This window comes from Pasteurella canis (genome assembly GCF_900454865.1).
Lineage (GTDB): Bacteria > Pseudomonadota > Gammaproteobacteria > Enterobacterales > Pasteurellaceae > Pasteurella > Pasteurella canis.
Genome location: NZ_UGTV01000015.1, coordinates 1,360,372 through 1,376,181, shown reverse-complemented (window position 1 = coordinate 1,376,181; position 15,810 = coordinate 1,360,372). Strand labels below are relative to the sequence as shown.

Here is a 15,810-nt window from a genome sequence, read left to right as displayed (position 1 = left end):
AACAAGTTTAACTGGATATTTGCACAGTTATTTGAGAATGTGCGATAATGATCGCAATTTGAACACTTTCTAATGGCTTTTTGTATTTATGGATAAAATTGAAGTACGTGGGGCGAGAACCCATAATTTAAAAAATATAAACTTAACAATTCCACGTGATAAATTAATTGTAATCACAGGGCTTTCAGGCTCAGGAAAGTCTTCTTTAGCATTTGATACTTTATATGCGGAAGGACAACGTCGTTATGTAGAGTCACTCTCTGCTTATGCGCGCCAATTTTTATCTTTAATGGAAAAGCCCGATGTGGATCACATTGAAGGTCTGTCTCCAGCTATTTCAATTGAGCAAAAATCTACTTCTCATAATCCGCGCTCTACTGTAGGGACAGTCACTGAAATCCATGATTATTTACGTTTGTTATTTGCAAGAGTTGGTGAGCCACGATGTCCAACACATCAAGTGGCGTTAACGGCACAAACGATTAGCCAAATGGTTGATAATGTGTTGAGTTTACCAGAAGACAGTCGAATGATGCTGCTTGCACCTGTAGTGAAAGAGCGTAAAGGTGAGCATATCAAGTTGCTTGAGCAAATTGCGTCACAAGGCTATATTCGTGCTCGAATCGATGGTGAGATTTGTGATTTATCCGATGCACCTAAATTAGAATTACATAAAAAACATACTATTGAGGTCGTGGTAGATCGCTTTAAAGTGCGTGCTGATTTATCTACAAGGTTGGCAGAATCTTTTGAAACGGCGTTGGAATTATCTGGTGGTACAGCTGTAGTGGCTTCAATGGATGATGATAATGCAGAGGAATTAGTATTTTCAGCAAATTTTGCTTGCCCACACTGTGGTTATTCTGTACCTGAATTGGAGCCTCGTTTATTTTCTTTTAACAATCCTGCTGGTGCCTGTCCCACTTGTGATGGTTTAGGTGTACAACAATATTTTGATGAAAATAGGATTGTACAAAATCCAAGTATTTCTTTGGCGAGTGGGGCCGTAAAAGGCTGGGATCGTCGTAATTTTTATTATTACCAAATGCTGACTTCGTTAGCAAAACATTATGATTTTGATATTGAGCTGCCGTTTGAGCAGCTTCCTAAAAAAATCAAAAATATTATTTTACATGGATCTGGTAAAGAGGAAATTGAATTTCAGTATATGAATGATCGTGGTGATGTTGTAGTCAGACACCATGCGTTTGAGGGCATTTTGAATAATATGTCACGCCGTTATAAAGAGACAGAGTCAATGTCGGTGCGTGAGGAATTAGCTAAAAATATTAGTACTTGCCCTTGCCATGATTGTAGTGGTTCTCGATTACGTCAAGAAGCCCGTCATGTGTATATTGGTAGTACAAATTTACCAGATGTAGCAGAAAAAAGTATTGGGGAAACATTACGTTTTTTCAATGAAATGAGTTTAACTGGGCAACGCGCACAAATTGCTGAAAAAATCTTAAAAGAAATTAAGGAGCGCTTGCAGTTCTTGGTGAATGTTGGATTAGACTATCTTTCTCTTTCTCGTTCAGCAGAAACATTGTCAGGCGGTGAAGCACAACGTATTCGTTTAGCCAGTCAAATTGGTGCAGGGTTAGTGGGGGTAATGTACGTCTTAGATGAGCCTTCGATTGGTTTACATCAACGTGATAATGAGCGCTTATTAAATACATTGACTCACCTACGTAATTTAGGCAACACAGTCATTGTCGTTGAACATGATGAAGACGCGATTATGGCAGCAGATCATATTATTGATATTGGTCCTGGTGCTGGCGTACATGGTGGTCAGGTTGTTGCAGAAGGTCCAGCGAAAGCGATTATGGCAAATCCAAATTCGATCACAGGTAAATTTTTATCTGGTATCGAGAAGATCGAAATTCCACCAAAACGAACCGCACTTGATAAGAACAAAGTGCTTAAATTAAATGGTGCGACAGGGAATAACTTAAAAGCTGTTAATTTAGAAATTCCTGTAGGGTTATTTACTTGTGTGACGGGAGTATCGGGCTCAGGCAAATCGACATTAATTAATGATACCCTGTTCCCTTTAGCGCAAAATGCTTTAAATCGTGCTGAAAATACACAATATTCGCCTTATCAATCAATTTCTGGTTTAGAATTTTTTGATAAAGTAATTGATATTGACCAAAGTCCAATTGGGCGTACACCACGATCAAATCCTGCAACTTATACAGGGTTATTTACGCCAATTCGTGAGCTATTTTCAGGTGTACCAGAGGCGAGAGCAAGAGGATATAACCCAGGACGTTTTAGTTTTAATGTGCGTGGTGGGCGTTGTGAAGCTTGTCAGGGCGATGGTGTAATTAAAGTAGAAATGCACTTTTTGCCTGATGTTTATGTGCCTTGTGAGCAATGTAAAGGTAAACGTTATAATCGTGAAACGTTAGAGATTCGTTATAAAGGTAAAACCATTCATCAAGTATTAGAGATGACGGTTGAAGAGGCGCGTGAGTTTTTTGATGCTATTCCACAAATTGCACGCAAGTTACAAACATTAATAGATGTTGGATTATCTTATATTCGCTTGGGACAATCTTCTACGACATTATCTGGTGGTGAAGCGCAACGAGTGAAACTGGCGACCGAATTATCAAAACGCGATACAGGAAAAACATTGTATGTACTTGATGAGCCAACAACAGGTTTGCATTTTGCTGATATTAAACAGCTATTAACAGTATTACATCGTTTGCGTGATCAGGGGAATACAATTGTTGTTATTGAACATAATCTAGACGTAATTAAAACAGCAGACTGGATAATTGATTTAGGGCCAGAAGGCGGGAGTGGTGGTGGTCAGATCATCGCGACAGGTACGCCAGAGCAGGTTGCCGAGGTACAAGGCTCACATACTGCACGATTCTTAAAAACTATTTTACAAAAAGGCTAAAAAATTAAGTCGCTTTACGTTAGAATAAAAAGGCTATTTAGCATTGTTTTATACTCAATTTAGGAGAGTGATATGAAAAAAACAGTATTAGCGCTTATGCTTTCATGTGGTGTGGCTGCATCAGCATTTGCTCATAGTCATGCAGCAGATCATAAGCATGATGGCAAGATGTTAGAAGTTAAAGTTGAACTACTTGATCCTGTTAAAGGTAACCAAGATGTAGGTAAAGTTGTGATTACTGAGTCAGCTTATGGTTTAGTATTTACGCCAGAATTAAAAGGCTTAACGGCTGGCTTACATGGTTTCCACATTCATCAAAATCCAAGCTGTGAAGCAAAAGAGAAAGATGGCAAGCTAGTTGCAGGTTTAGGCGCAGGTGGTCACTGGGATCCAAAAAATACAGGTAAACATGGTTACCCATGGTCAGATGATGCTCATTTAGGTGATTTACCTGCGTTGACTGTAAATGCAGATGGTACATCAACAAACCCAGTATTGGCACCTCGTTTAAAACATTTAGATGAAGTTAAAGGTCATTCATTAATGATTCATGCAGGTGGAGATAACCACTCAGATCACCCAGCGCCATTAGGCGGTGGTGGTCCACGTATGGCTTGTGGTGTTATCAACTAAGTTGAATTTTTATAAATCAAAAGCCTAGCGTTGTGCTAGGCTTTTTTATAGTTTAAAGTGCGGTCTGTTTTTGCAACGTTTTAGGCAAGCCGTTGGCGCACGATTTCAAATAGGCATACGCCTGTCGCGACAGAGACATTAAGTGAAGAAACCGATCCTGCCATCGGGATACTAATGAGCTGATCACAATGTTCACGAGTCAGGCGACGCATACCGTCACCTTCAGCTCCCATTACTAAAGCTAATCCGCCCGTTAATTTAGTTTGATATAAGGTTTCTGTTGCTTCACCTGCAGTACCGACTACCCAAATATGGTGTTGATGTTGTAAATCACGTAACGTCCGTGCAAGATTAGTCACTCGAATTAATGGCATGACTTCTGCCGCACCACAAGCAACTTTACGCGCAATTGAAGTGAGTTGTGCTGATTTATCTTTAGGGACGATAACCGCAGTGACACCAGCCGCATCTGCAGTACGTAAACAAGCACCTAAATTATGTGGATCTGTGATACCATCAAGCACTAATAATAGAGGATTGGTTTTATTCTCTAAAATCTTATCTAAATCGGCCTCATTGAGTTCTTTAGCTGGTTGAACACGTGCGATAATCCCCTGATGGACTTCACCATCTGCTTTTTTATCTAATGTTTGTCGATTTAAGAATTGTACTGAAATACCTAAACTATGTAATTCATTTAATAGCGGTTGTAAGCGTTTATCATCGCGTCCTTTTAAAACATAGACTTCAATTAAACGTTCTGGTGCATGATTTAAAAAGGCACTTACTGCATGAATGCCATAAATATTTTCACTCATTTATTTTCTCTTTTTAGCTGATTTTGGCTTTGTTTTCTTCGCTGCTGATTTATTTGATGTTTTCGATCTGCCGAGCGAATTTGGACTTCTTTTACTTTTGTTACGTTGTTTTTCGATACTTTCTGCATAACGTTGATTTTTCTTGATTTTGTCTTTTAATGTTTTTCCTTGGCGTAAAGGTTTACGTTCACTTGTGACTAAAGAAAAATCTACTTGACGTTGTTCAAGACTGACGGATTCTACTTTAATCCGTACTTTATCGCCTAGTCGGTAAATCATACCACTGTTTTCACCGATTAAACGTTGTTTAGATAAATCAAACTGGTAATAATCATTATCCAAAGTAGAAATATGGACGAGTCCATCAATAAATAAATCATCTAAACGTACAAATAAGCCAAAGCCTGTCACAGAAGAAATCACACCACTAAACTCTTCACCTACATGATCTTGCATGTATTCACATTTGAGCCAATCTGCAACGTCGCGAGTTGCATCATCAGCACGCCGTTCCGTCATTGAACAATGATCACCTAACAGATCCATTTCATCGAGGGAGTAATGATAACCACCTGTATCTGTTGTTTTCCGTTTTGATCCTTTTAGTTTAGCTAAAATGTATTTAATACCACGATGTAGCGTTAAGTCAGGATAACGACGAATTGGTGAAGTGAAATGTGCGTATTCTTCTAAAGCCAAGCCAAAATGACCGATGTTATCTGGCGAATAAACAGCCTGACTTAACGAGCGTAATAACATGGTTTGAATGAGCTCATGATCAGGACGTTGTCGTACTTGTTCTAATAATTCAGCATAGTCAGCGGTTGTTGGTTTTGAACCACCGCCTAGACCTAAGCCACATTCATTCAGAAAGCCACGAAAAGCGGTAATTTTTTCTTCACTTGGTCCCGCATGAATGCGGAATAAGGCTGGTTCTTGGTGTTTTTCAACAAAATTAGCGGCAGCGATATTAGCTAAAATCATACATTCTTCGATGATTTTATGTGCATCATTGCGAATAACAGGCTCAATACGTTCAATACGCCCCATTTCGTTAAAAACAAATTTACTTTCAATAGTCTCAAAATCAATAGCACCACGTTGATGTCTTGCTGTAACCAATGCTTGATACATTTTGTGTAATTCTTGTAGATGGGGAACAAGGTTTTGGTAGCGCTGGCATAGCTCTTCATCACCTTCGAGAATTCGTGCAACTTTAGTGTAAGTTAAACGGGCATGTGAATTCATAACCGCCTCATAAAACTCGTATCCCGTGATTTTACCTTTAGCTGAAACATTAAGCTCACAGACCATGCATAAACGATCAACTTGTGGATTGAGTGAGCAAAGCCCATTAGACAGGATCTCAGGTAGCATTGGTATAACACGATTTGGAAAGTATACAGAGTTACCGCGTGCATGTGCTTCTGTATCTAATGCAGTACGTAAGCGCACATAATAACTTACATCAGCGATAGCAACCCAAAGAGTCCAACCTCCGCCCCTTTTCTTTTGACAAAAAACGGCATCATCGAAATCACGTGCATCTTCGCCATCAATTGTGACTAATGGTAGTTGGCGTAAATCAATACGTCCTGCTTTTGCTTGTTCTGGTACTTCTTCATTAAGCTTTGCGGTTTGTTTTAAAACAGCATCAGGAAAAACATGTGGAATATCATGATTACGAATTGCAATTTCTACCTCCATACCTTTTGCCATATTTTCACCAAGTATCTCTGTGATCATGCCAACAGGTTGGCTGAATGTAGCTGTACGAGGTTTTAGATCCACGACAACAACTTGTCCCATACGTGCGCCTTGGCGATGTTCATTTGGAATTAAAATATCGCGATTAATACGACTATCATCTGGCACGACATAACCGATACCATCTTCAAGGAAAAATCGACCGACAATTTGTTTTTTACGTTGTTGTAATACGCGGACGATACGGACTTCTTGTCGACCACGGCGATCAAATCCACTTGGTTGTGCAAGAACATAATCACCATGCATAACACGTTGCATTTGGTTATTTGGGATAAACCAATCACTATCTTTACCTTCTACTTGAAGAAAACCATAACCATCTCGATGCCCTAAGACTGTTCCTTTCAGTAAATCTAATTTTTCAGGTAGGGCATAACGTTTACGTTTAGTAAAGACAAGTTGTCCATCATTTTCCATTGCTCGCAAACGGCGGCGCATAGCTTCTTGTTGTTCTTCTTGCTGAATTGAAAATGCCACAAGCAATTCTTCTTTTGAAACAGGCGCATTGTGCTGGCGAATAATGTCGAGGATAAATTCACGACTAGGTATAGGTGTTTCATATTTCGCTAGCTCCTCTTGATAGTTAGGATCTTGTGCTAACTTATTTTTTTGGATCTTTGACATAGCTTCTTCCTTTCTCAAATGAAAAAATGGCATTCGATACTGAAGTAAGTTTGACATCCTGCTGCTTTGAAAGCAAGTACAATACGAGTTAGCGAAAAAATCAGTGAGATATTATATTATTCAATAATCATGAAATCTGAAAACATGAGGGGATTTTCGATAATTTACAGAAAATTTTCTGTCATAAAGGTACATTTTTTGGTACATTTATGGCAATTTTTTTATTACTCAAACTTGAGTATTCATCATTCAATTTAGTTCGACGGAATTCTTATGTTATTCAAAAAAATTCGTGGTTTATTTTCAAATGATCTCTCAATTGATCTTGGTACCGCCAATACGCTGATTTATGTGAAAGGACAAGGTATCGTATTAGATGAGCCTTCTGTAGTTGCGATTCGTCAAGAGCGCTCAGGAGCATTGAAAAGCATCGCAGCAGTAGGTAAAGATGCTAAATTAATGTTAGGACGTACGCCAAAAAGTATTGCGGCTATTCGCCCAATGAAAGATGGTGTGATAGCAGATTTCTTTGTCACTGAAAAAATGTTGCAATATTTTATTAAGCAAGTGCACAGTGGTAATTTTATGCGCCCAAGCCCACGTGTTTTAGTTTGCGTGCCAGCAGGGGCGACTCAAGTTGAGCGACGTGCAATTAAAGAATCGGCAATTGGCGCAGGCGCACGCGAAGTTTATTTAATTGAAGAACCAATGGCAGCGGCAATTGGTGCTAAATTACCTGTATCGACGGCAACAGGTTCCATGGTCATTGATATTGGTGGTGGTACGACAGAAGTTGCTGTAATTTCATTAAATGGTATCGTTTATTCTTCTTCAGTACGTATCGGTGGCGATCGTTTTGATGAAGCTATTATTTCTTATGTACGTAAGACCTTTGGTTCAATTATCGGTGAGCCGACTGCAGAGCGTATTAAACAAGAAATTGGTACTGCTTGTATCCAAGAGGGTGATGAAATTCGTGAAATTGAAGTGCATGGTCATAATTTAGCAGAAGGTGCACCTCGTTCTTTCAAATTAACTTCTCGTGATGTGCTAGAGGCGATTCAACAACCTTTAAATGGTATTGTGGCTGCTGTACGTACAGCACTGGAAGAATGTCAGCCAGAACATGCGGCTGATATTTTTGAACGTGGAATGGTTTTAACAGGCGGTGGCGCACTCATTCGTAATATTGATGTATTACTTTCAAAAGAAACGGGCGTACCAGTTATCATTGCGGAAGATCCATTAACTTGTGTTGCACGCGGTGGTGGTGAGGCGCTTGAGATGATCGATATGCATGGTGGCGATATTTTTAGTGACGATATTTGATCTGATACAAAAGTGTGGTCTGTTGGACCGCACTTTTCCTCATCTTTTTATTACTGACATAATTAGTCTGATTTAGGTATGAAACCCATTTTTGGAAAGGCCCCCCCTTTAGGTCTTCGTTTAATTTTAGCTGTTATCGCATCTATTGCCTTAATTGTGTCTGATGGACAAACTAATGCGATGATTAAGGCGAGAAGTGTTATGGAAACAGCAGTGGGTGGATTATATTATCTTGCCAATACACCACGTACAGTATTAGATGGTGTTTCTGATAATCTTGTTGATACTAATAAGTTACAAATTGAAAATAAAGTATTACGTGAGCAGTTACGTGAGAAAAATGCAGATTTATTGTTGTTAGATCAACTTAAAGTAGAGAATCAACGTCTTCGTTTACTGTTGAACTCTCCTTTGCGTACTGATGAATACAAGAAAATTGCAGAAGTATTAACCGCAGAAACTGATGTCTATCGTAAGCAAGTTGTTATTAATCAAGGTGAGCGTGATGGCGCTTATGTTGGTCAACCAATTATTGATGAAAAAGGGATTGTTGGGCAAATCATTTCTGTAGGCGAAAGTACTAGCCGAGTCTTGTTATTAAGTGACGTCACACATTCTATTCCTGTGCAAGTCTTACGTAATGATGTACGTCTCATTGCAAGTGGAACTGGACGGAATGATGAGTTAACTTTAGATAATGTGCCTCGCTCAGTGGATATTGTAAAAGGGGATTTACTAGTTACTTCGGGATTAGGCGGTCGTTTTTTAGAGGGATACCCTGTTGCTATTGTAGAGTCAGTCTCACGTGATGGACAAAATTATTTTGCTACGGTTACAGCTAAACCATTAGCCTCTATAGAACGCTTACGTTATGTATTATTGTTATGGCCAACGAATGAGGAAATGAGGAAGGTCCAATCTATTTCACCTGAAGATATTCGCCGTACTGTACAACAACGTCTAGAAAATCAAGGTGTTGAGGCGGATAGAGTTAGAAAAACACTCGTAAAAGAAGATGCCGAAAATCATCTTATCGGGGATGAGGTGAATTCTATACTTGAGAATCCAGCTGAAAATAATCAATCATTACCTATACCAGAAGTACAGCAAGAGCAACAGCAAAGAGAGGAAGAGTAATGGAAAAGCGCTTTTTATTACAATGGTTAATTCTCATTTGTACTTTTATTGTAGCGTTAGTGATGGAAATTGCACCTTGGCCTGTGGATTTTCAGAATTTTAAACCTGCTTGGTTAGTTTTAGTATTATTATATTGGGCTCTTTCCGTGCCAAATAAAGTGAGTATTGGTACTGCGTTTGTGTTAGGTGTTGTTTGGGATTTAGTACTTGGCTCAATTTTAGGTGTACATGCACTCATTTTATCTATCTTTATTTATTTAGTTGCGTTAAACCATTTGATTTTACGTAATTTATCTTTGTGGATGCAAAGTTTGTTAGTCGTTTGTTTCGTATTTGCGATCAGAGTTGGGATTTTTCTTATTGAGTTACTTTTGCATAGTGCATCGTTCAATTGGCAGGAAATTTATGGTGCATTAGCTAGTGGTTTATTGTGGCCTTGGGTATTTTTATTACTTCGTCGTATTCGCCGTCAGTTACAATTGCGTTAATGAAGAACGATTGACACTGATGCAGTATTGAGCATTAAGCAAAACCACTTATGATAGTAATGTAATGTCTATTTACTTAAAATACAGATAAAAAACGGATATAAGCTCTTTCAACCTTTTTCAAAACAAGGTCTGAAGTATTCAGAAATAATTATTACCTACTTTTGCCTTTTTTCCACTCTATCTTGCCAAATAAATCTAATGAATTATCGACTAAACGTACATATTCTAATTCAATTTTCCATATTGAGAGCTGACGTATAAGTTGATGAGAGTAAGCCACCTCGTAAAGTGCTAAGCTATCTTCTGCTGCTTTTTCCTGAAGTTTTTTTAACTTTCATCGAATATAGAGTAAAGTCTATTAGCCCAAACAAGATATCTTTTGAGTAGACAAGTGTAGATAAATATTATTATTTGAATAAACTCAACAATTTGTTTTGCATATCTTGTTCTCAATTCTTTTTACGAAAGAAGTCGTGATCTGTTGATATGGCTTCACCTTATGGCTGAATTTTATAAAATAATACAAGAATATGTCTGTTCCTTATATTTTCTCATAAACCTTTGTGCCGTAAGGCAGAACTGAACGACTATAAAATAAGAGGGGTATAAAAGAGGTGATATAGGTTCACCTCTTTATATTTTTTACATTAGCGTAAAAAAGCAGGGATTTTACTTTCATATTCAGCAATCTTATTTTCATGCTGTAGCGTCAAACCAATATTATCTAACCCATTTAATAAGCAGTGACGACGGAAGCTATCAATTTCGAATCGGTAAACTTTACTATTTGCAGTCACTGTTTGCGCTTCTAAATCGACAGCAATCGTAGCTCCTTCATTTGCTACTACATATTGGAATAATTCATCGACTTCTTGTTCACTTAAACGAATAGGTAGCATTTGGTTATTTAAGCTATTACCGTAGAAAATATCAGCAAAGCTCGGTGCAATAATCACACGAATGCCATAATCATCTAATGCCCAAGGGGCGTGCTCACGGGAAGAACCACAACCAAAATTTTCACGCGCTAATAAAATACTTGCACCTTGATAACGAGGGAAGTTAAATACAAAATCTGGATTGGGTTGTTTTCCTTCTTCGTCTAAAAATCGCCACTCATGGAATAGATGAGCGCCAAAGCCAGTACGAGTAACTTTTTGTAAAAATTGTTTTGGGATAATGGCATCAGTATCTACATTTGATGCATCAAGTGGAATTGCGATACCAGTATGTTGTTTAAATTCTCTAGGCATATATTTTCTCTCTTAATTAAAGTGATCCTAGTCTTTTATGATTATCTGTTTAAAGAAAACCTGTTTATATTCAGATAAAAGCGAAAGTGCATTGTTTGAATATAAAATAAAAGTGCGGTACTTTTTTTAATATTTTCTTTTCTTCTTTCTTTTACTTTATTAAAGTGTAGGGAGATTAATTTAATTCGATATTGCGAATATCGACAAATTTGCCATAAACAGCCGCAGCCGCTGCCATAGCTGGACTGACTAGATGAGTGCGCCCACCACGTCCTTGACGTCCTTCAAAGTTACGATTACTGGTCGAAGCACAACGCTCTCCTGGCTCTAAGCGATCATTATTCATAGCTAAGCACATTGAACAACCTGGTAAACGCCATTCAAAACCAGCGTCGATAAAGATTTTGTCTAAGCCTTCTTTTTCAGCTTGTTCTCGTACTAAGCCTGAACCAGGTACAACAAGGGCTTGAACTCCAGCAGCAACTTTACGTCCTTTTGCGACTGCGGCCGCAGCACGTAGATCTTCGATACGTGAATTTGTGCAAGAGCCAATGAACACTTTGTCAATGCTAACCTCTGTTAACTTAATACTATGTGGTAAATCCATATAGGCTAATGCTTTTTCTGCAGATTGACGTTCTATCGGATCACGTATTTCTTGTGGATTTGGAATAGTTTGATCAATCCCAATAACTTGACCAGGATTGGTTCCCCAAGTAACCTGAGGCTGAATGTCACATGCATCTAACGTGACGACAGTATCAAATTCAGCATCTTCATCGCTATACAAATTTTTCCAGTAGGCAACAGCCGCATCCCAATCTTTACCTTTAGGTGCGTAAGGTTTATCTTTTAAATAGGCAAAAGTGGTCTCATCAGGTGCGATCAAACCTGATTTTGCGCCTAACTCAATAGCCATATTACACACTGTCATACGTCCTTCCATAGATAAGTCGCGGATCGCTTCGCCACAAAACTCAACTACATGCCCTGTACCACCACCCATTGTAGTTTTACCAATGATTGCCAATACAATATCTTTGGCAGTAATACCTTCTCCTACTTTACCTCGCACTTCAATTTTCATTTTTTTTGCACGAGCTTGTTTGATGGTCTGTGTCGCTAATACATGTTCGACTTCAGACGTACCAATCCCAAATGCTAATGCCCCAAAAGCGCCATGTGTTGCGGTGTGAGAGTCGCCACAGACAATCGTCATACCTGGTAGTGTTAAGCCCTGTTCTGGTCCCATGACATGCACAATACCTTGGTTAATATGGTTAATGTCGTAAAGCTTGATACCAAATTGCTCCGTATTTTTAGCTAATTCGACCATTTGAATCCGTCCCATTTCACCAGAACCTGCTAAATCACGGCTATCTGTAGGCACGTTATGATCCATCGTCGCAATGGTTTTACTTGGTTGGCGAACGATACGCCCCATCGCGCGTAAGCCATCAAAAGCTTGAGGTGAAGTCACTTCATGCACTAAATGACGATTAATATAAATTAAAGGTGTTTCGCCTTCTGCTTCATGGACAACGTGGGCATCAAAGAGTTTTTCGTATAGGGTTTTGCTCATTTTTTATTCCTTATTAGGGGGGCTTTCTATGTGTTATTCAAGAAAGCCAATCCAGCTAAGCCTTTTTCTTTTCTATTACATTGTTTAACGCAAAACGTATAAACTTGTTACGCTATACTCAAACAATATAACAGGTCCCAAAATTTAAATTCCTTCGATGGCTTAGAAGGGAGTTTTTGTTTTAAACAGTAAAAGTGCGGTCAACTTTATAACAATTTTATTTCACAGCTTGGGCGATTAAATCACCCATTTCTTTAGTCGAAATCGGTTTGCTTTCGTCCGCTAGGTCCATAGTACGGTAGCCTTCTGCGAGCACTTTTTTCACCGCATTCTCAATCGCTGTTGCTGCATCATCTAAGTTAAAACTATGACGTAGCATCATCGCAGCAGAAAGGATTTGTGCAATTGGATTTGCGATACCTTTTCCAGCAATATCGGGAGCAGAGCCGCCCGCAGGTTCATATAATCCAAAACCTTGTTCATTCAGACTAGCTGAAGGTAACATACCCATTGAGCCTGTAATCATGGCACATTCATCTGAAATAATGTCGCCAAAGATATTAGAACAGAGTAATACATCAAAAAACTCAGGCTGTTTGATCAATTGCATCGTCGCATTATCAATATAAATATGATCTAATTTCACATCAGGGTAATCTTTTGCGACCTCAGTCACCACTTCACGCCATAAGACTGAGCTTATTAATACATTCGCTTTATCGACAGAAGTGACATGCTTGCTACGTTTCATTGCTGTTTCAAACGCGACTCTTGCGATACGTTCAATTTCATAACGATGATATACTTCGGTATCAAATGCTTTTTCATTCGTGCCTTCACCTTCACGGCCTTTTGGTTGACCAAAGTAAATACCACCTGTTAATTCTCGGACTGTCACCATGTCAAAACCTTTGGCAGCAATGTCGGCGCGTAATGGACAAAATTTTTCTAAACCTTGATACAGGGTGGCTGGGCGTAAATTACAAAATAAAGCAAAATGTTTGCGTAACGGTAGTAAGGCACCCCGTTCAGGTTGCTGATTAGGGGGTAAATTTTCCCATTTCGGACCACCAACTGAACCAAATAAAATCGCATCGCTTTCTTCGCAACCTTTCAAGGTTTCAAGTGGTAATGGCGTGCCGTGATTATCAATGGCAATACCACCTACATCAAAAGTGCGGTAATTTAACTTGAAACTGTATTTTTGTTGTACGGCATCTAATACTTTGATGGCTTCTGCCATGATTTCTGGACCAATTCCATCGCCACTTAAGACGGCAATATTGAATGTTTGCATTTGTTTTTTCCTTTATTTGAGCAATTATTTAATTGTTATTGTTACTTTTTTGCGTTGTTATCTCAGTTGTGTTCGTTTTATTTATACAACTTTATTTTTCTAAAATTTTTTGTGCTCAGGCAGTTTACGTAAGGATAAACAGCCTGTTTACGAGCCGAAAAGTGCGGTGCTTTTTGCGAAAGTTTTTATACTCCTGCAATTTTATGTAATTTTAAATCTGCCACTTTTTGTGAGCGGTAAATTGCATTGATAGCATGGATTAATGCCCTAGCGGAAGATTCAACGATATCTGTGGCTAAGCCTACACCATGGAAACGTCTCCCGTTATGTTCGACGACGATATCCACTTGTCCTAAGGCTTCTGCACCTTCACCTTTAGCTGTTAAGTGATAGTTCAACATTTTCACATTTAAGCCCGTAATTGTTAAAATCGCGTTGTAAACCGCATCTACAGGGCCATTTCCGCCGTTTGAAACTTGACTGATTTTCTTACCATCTAATTCTACCTGTACAAAGGCTGAGGCTGGTAAATGGCTGATACATTGAGAAGTGATGACGTCTAAAGTTAAGCGATCCTCATCACCTTGTTGCATATCAATAAACGCTAATGCCTCTAAATCATAATCAAACACTTGTCCTTTTTTATCGGCTAATTTTAAGAAGGCATCATAAAGTTTATCTAAATCGTAGTCATGGTCTTGGTAGCCCATTTCTTGCATATGATTTTTCACTGCAGCACGGCCTGAGCGTGCAGTCAAATTTAATTTTTCTTTTTTCAAACCAATGGTCTCTGGTGACATAATTTCGTAGGTATTTTTATGTTTCACCATGCCGTCTTGATGGATACCTGATGAGTGAGCAAACGCATTAGAACCTACGATAGCTTTATTCGGCTGGATTGGCATATTACATAATTGACTCACCATTTGACTTACACGATGAATTTCTTGGGTATTGATACGCGTATCTAAACTATTGAACATATCTTGGCGTGTCTTGATTGCCATGACTACTTCTTCTAATGCCGTATTTCCCGCACGTTCACCAATGCCGTTAATCGTACATTCAATTTGTCTTGCGCCATATTGCACTGCGGTTAATGAATTGGCGGTAGCCATACCTAAGTCGTTATGGCAGTGTACTGAAATAATCGCTTTATCAATATTAGGTACACGGTTCATCACATTGTGAATAATGTCACCAAATTGAGTAGGCAACGTATAGCCAACTGTATCAGGGATATTGATAGTGGTTGCGCCAGCATGAATTGCAGCTTCTACAATACGACAAATGTTGTCAATTCCTGTACGCCCTGCATCTTCGCAAGAAAACTCTACATCATCAGTATAATTTCTCGCACGTTTCACAGCCTGGATCGCCATCTCAACGACATCATCAAACGTGCGACGCAATTTAGCCTCTACATGTAATGCTGAAGTAGCGATGAAAGTATGAATACGAAAAGCTTCCGCCACTTTTAACGCTTCAGCAGCCGCATCAATATCTTTATCCACAGCACGAGATAATGCACACACTCGACTGTTTTTGATGTGGCGAGCGATGGTTTGCACTGATTCGAAATCCCCCGAAGAAGAAACGGGAAAGCCTACCTCCATTACATCAACGCCTAAACGTTCTAAAGCCAAGGCAATTTGTAATTTTTCTTTTACTGTCAAACTGGCTTTTAAGGCTTGCTCGCCATCACGCAATGTAGTGTCAAAAATGATGATGTTGTTGTTTGCCATATTGTTGTCCTTGCTTTTATTTTTTTTGACTAAAGTGCGGTGTGTTTTTAGAAAATTTCAATAAAAAAACCCGCTTGTTTAATGCGGGTCAAATTTATTGGATTTTTTATTCACTATTTTTTATCCACAACTGAGCCGCACAACGAGTGTGAGAGCAGGAGGCTGAGAGATAAAGAAATAATGTTACACATAAAATCAAACTATTATTGGA

General features: G+C 38.8%; 11 protein-coding genes. 5 read left to right on the top strand and 6 right to left on the bottom strand.

Annotated features, from left to right (window positions below; genetic code table 11):
* Nucleotides 1-88 precede the first annotated feature (88 nt).
* Together uvrA and sodC are read left to right on the top strand one after the other, a co-directional pair.
* Nucleotides 89-2,920, top strand: coding sequence for an excinuclease ABC subunit UvrA (gene uvrA / locus DYE19_RS07030; protein ID WP_115323099.1), 2,832 nt, complete (start codon nt 89-91; stop codon nt 2,918-2,920).
* A gap of 72 nt (nt 2,921-2,992) precedes the next feature.
* Nucleotides 2,993-3,553 carry a superoxide dismutase family protein gene (sodC, locus tag DYE19_RS07025; RefSeq protein WP_049215281.1) on the top strand — a complete coding sequence of 187 codons (561 nt, stop codon included), beginning with the start codon at nt 2,993-2,995 and terminating at the stop codon, nt 3,551-3,553.
* Nucleotides 3,554-3,633: 80 nt separating this feature from the next.
* Here sodC and rlmB read toward each other — a convergent pair whose 3' ends face one another.
* Both rlmB and rnr read right to left on the bottom strand, forming a co-directional pair.
* On the bottom strand, nt 3,634-4,371 hold the full coding sequence (gene rlmB, locus DYE19_RS07020) for a 23S rRNA (guanosine(2251)-2'-O)-methyltransferase RlmB (RefSeq protein ID WP_049215279.1): 738 nt from the start codon (nt 4,369-4,371) through the stop codon (nt 3,634-3,636).
* A complete protein-coding gene (gene rnr / locus DYE19_RS07015; RefSeq protein WP_115323098.1) occupies nt 4,372-6,765 on the bottom strand; it encodes a ribonuclease R in 2,394 nt (797 codons plus the stop codon).
* A gap of 273 nt (nt 6,766-7,038) precedes the next feature.
* On the opposite strand from rnr, the gene DYE19_RS07010 reads away from it, so the two are divergent.
* The 3 genes from DYE19_RS07010 (at nt 7,039) to mreD (ending at nt 9,719) form a co-directional block, all read left to right on the top strand.
* On the top strand, nt 7,039-8,094 hold the full coding sequence (locus DYE19_RS07010) for a rod shape-determining protein (protein ID WP_049215275.1): 1,056 nt from the start codon (nt 7,039-7,041) through the stop codon (nt 8,092-8,094).
* Between the two features lie 78 nt (nt 8,095-8,172).
* Nucleotides 8,173-9,231, top strand: a complete 1,059-nt coding sequence (gene mreC / locus DYE19_RS07005) for a rod shape-determining protein MreC (RefSeq protein ID WP_049215274.1) — start codon at nt 8,173-8,175, stop codon at nt 9,229-9,231.
* Nucleotides 9,231-9,719 (top strand): rod shape-determining protein MreD, encoded by a 489-nt coding sequence (gene mreD, locus DYE19_RS07000; RefSeq protein WP_115323097.1) that lies wholly within the window; start codon nt 9,231-9,233, stop codon nt 9,717-9,719. The genes mreC and mreD overlap by 1 nt, the downstream gene beginning before the upstream one ends.
* Before the next feature lie 650 nt (nt 9,720-10,369).
* Here mreD and leuD read toward each other — a convergent pair.
* From leuD to leuA, 4 genes are all read right to left on the bottom strand, one after another.
* Entirely contained in the window at nt 10,370-10,975 is a 606-nt protein-coding gene (gene leuD, locus DYE19_RS06995; RefSeq protein WP_049215270.1) for a 3-isopropylmalate dehydratase small subunit, read from the bottom strand.
* 175 nt (nt 10,976-11,150) lie between these two features.
* Entirely contained in the window at nt 11,151-12,557 is a 1,407-nt protein-coding gene (gene leuC, locus DYE19_RS06990) for a 3-isopropylmalate dehydratase large subunit (RefSeq protein WP_115323096.1), read from the bottom strand.
* 217 nt (nt 12,558-12,774) lie between these two features.
* Nucleotides 12,775-13,854, bottom strand: a complete 1,080-nt coding sequence (gene leuB, locus DYE19_RS06985; RefSeq protein ID WP_115323095.1) for a 3-isopropylmalate dehydrogenase — start codon at nt 13,852-13,854, stop codon at nt 12,775-12,777.
* 185 nt (nt 13,855-14,039) lie between these two features.
* The gene (gene leuA, locus DYE19_RS06980; protein ID WP_115323094.1) at nt 14,040-15,599 is read right to left on the bottom strand and encodes a 2-isopropylmalate synthase; all 1,560 of its coding nucleotides are present in this window, start codon (nt 15,597-15,599) and stop codon (nt 14,040-14,042) included.
* Nucleotides 15,600-15,810: the final 211 nt, after the last annotated feature.

Bases quoted from the DNA above. Each gene is read 5' to 3' on its own strand.
- uvrA (WP_115323099.1), top strand. From the start codon at position 89: ATGGATAAAATTGAAGTACGTGGGGCGAGAACCCATAATTTAAAAAAT.
- sodC (WP_049215281.1), top strand. From the start codon at position 2,993: ATGAAAAAAACAGTATTAGCGCTTATGCTTTCATGTGGTGTGGCTGCA.
- rlmB (WP_049215279.1), bottom strand. From the start codon at position 4,371: ATGAGTGAAAATATTTATGGCATTCATGCAGTAAGTGCCTTTTTAAAT.
- rnr (WP_115323098.1), bottom strand. From the start codon at position 6,765: ATGTCAAAGATCCAAAAAAATAAGTTAGCACAAGATCCTAACTATCAA.
- DYE19_RS07010 (WP_049215275.1), top strand. From the start codon at position 7,039: ATGTTATTCAAAAAAATTCGTGGTTTATTTTCAAATGATCTCTCAATT.
- mreC (WP_049215274.1), top strand. From the start codon at position 8,173: ATGAAACCCATTTTTGGAAAGGCCCCCCCTTTAGGTCTTCGTTTAATT.
- mreD (WP_115323097.1), top strand. From the start codon at position 9,231: ATGGAAAAGCGCTTTTTATTACAATGGTTAATTCTCATTTGTACTTTT.
- leuD (WP_049215270.1), bottom strand. From the start codon at position 10,975: ATGCCTAGAGAATTTAAACAACATACTGGTATCGCAATTCCACTTGAT.
- leuC (WP_115323096.1), bottom strand. From the start codon at position 12,557: ATGAGCAAAACCCTATACGAAAAACTCTTTGATGCCCACGTTGTCCAT.
- leuB (WP_115323095.1), bottom strand. From the start codon at position 13,854: ATGCAAACATTCAATATTGCCGTCTTAAGTGGCGATGGAATTGGTCCA.
- leuA (WP_115323094.1), bottom strand. From the start codon at position 15,599: ATGGCAAACAACAACATCATCATTTTTGACACTACATTGCGTGATGGC.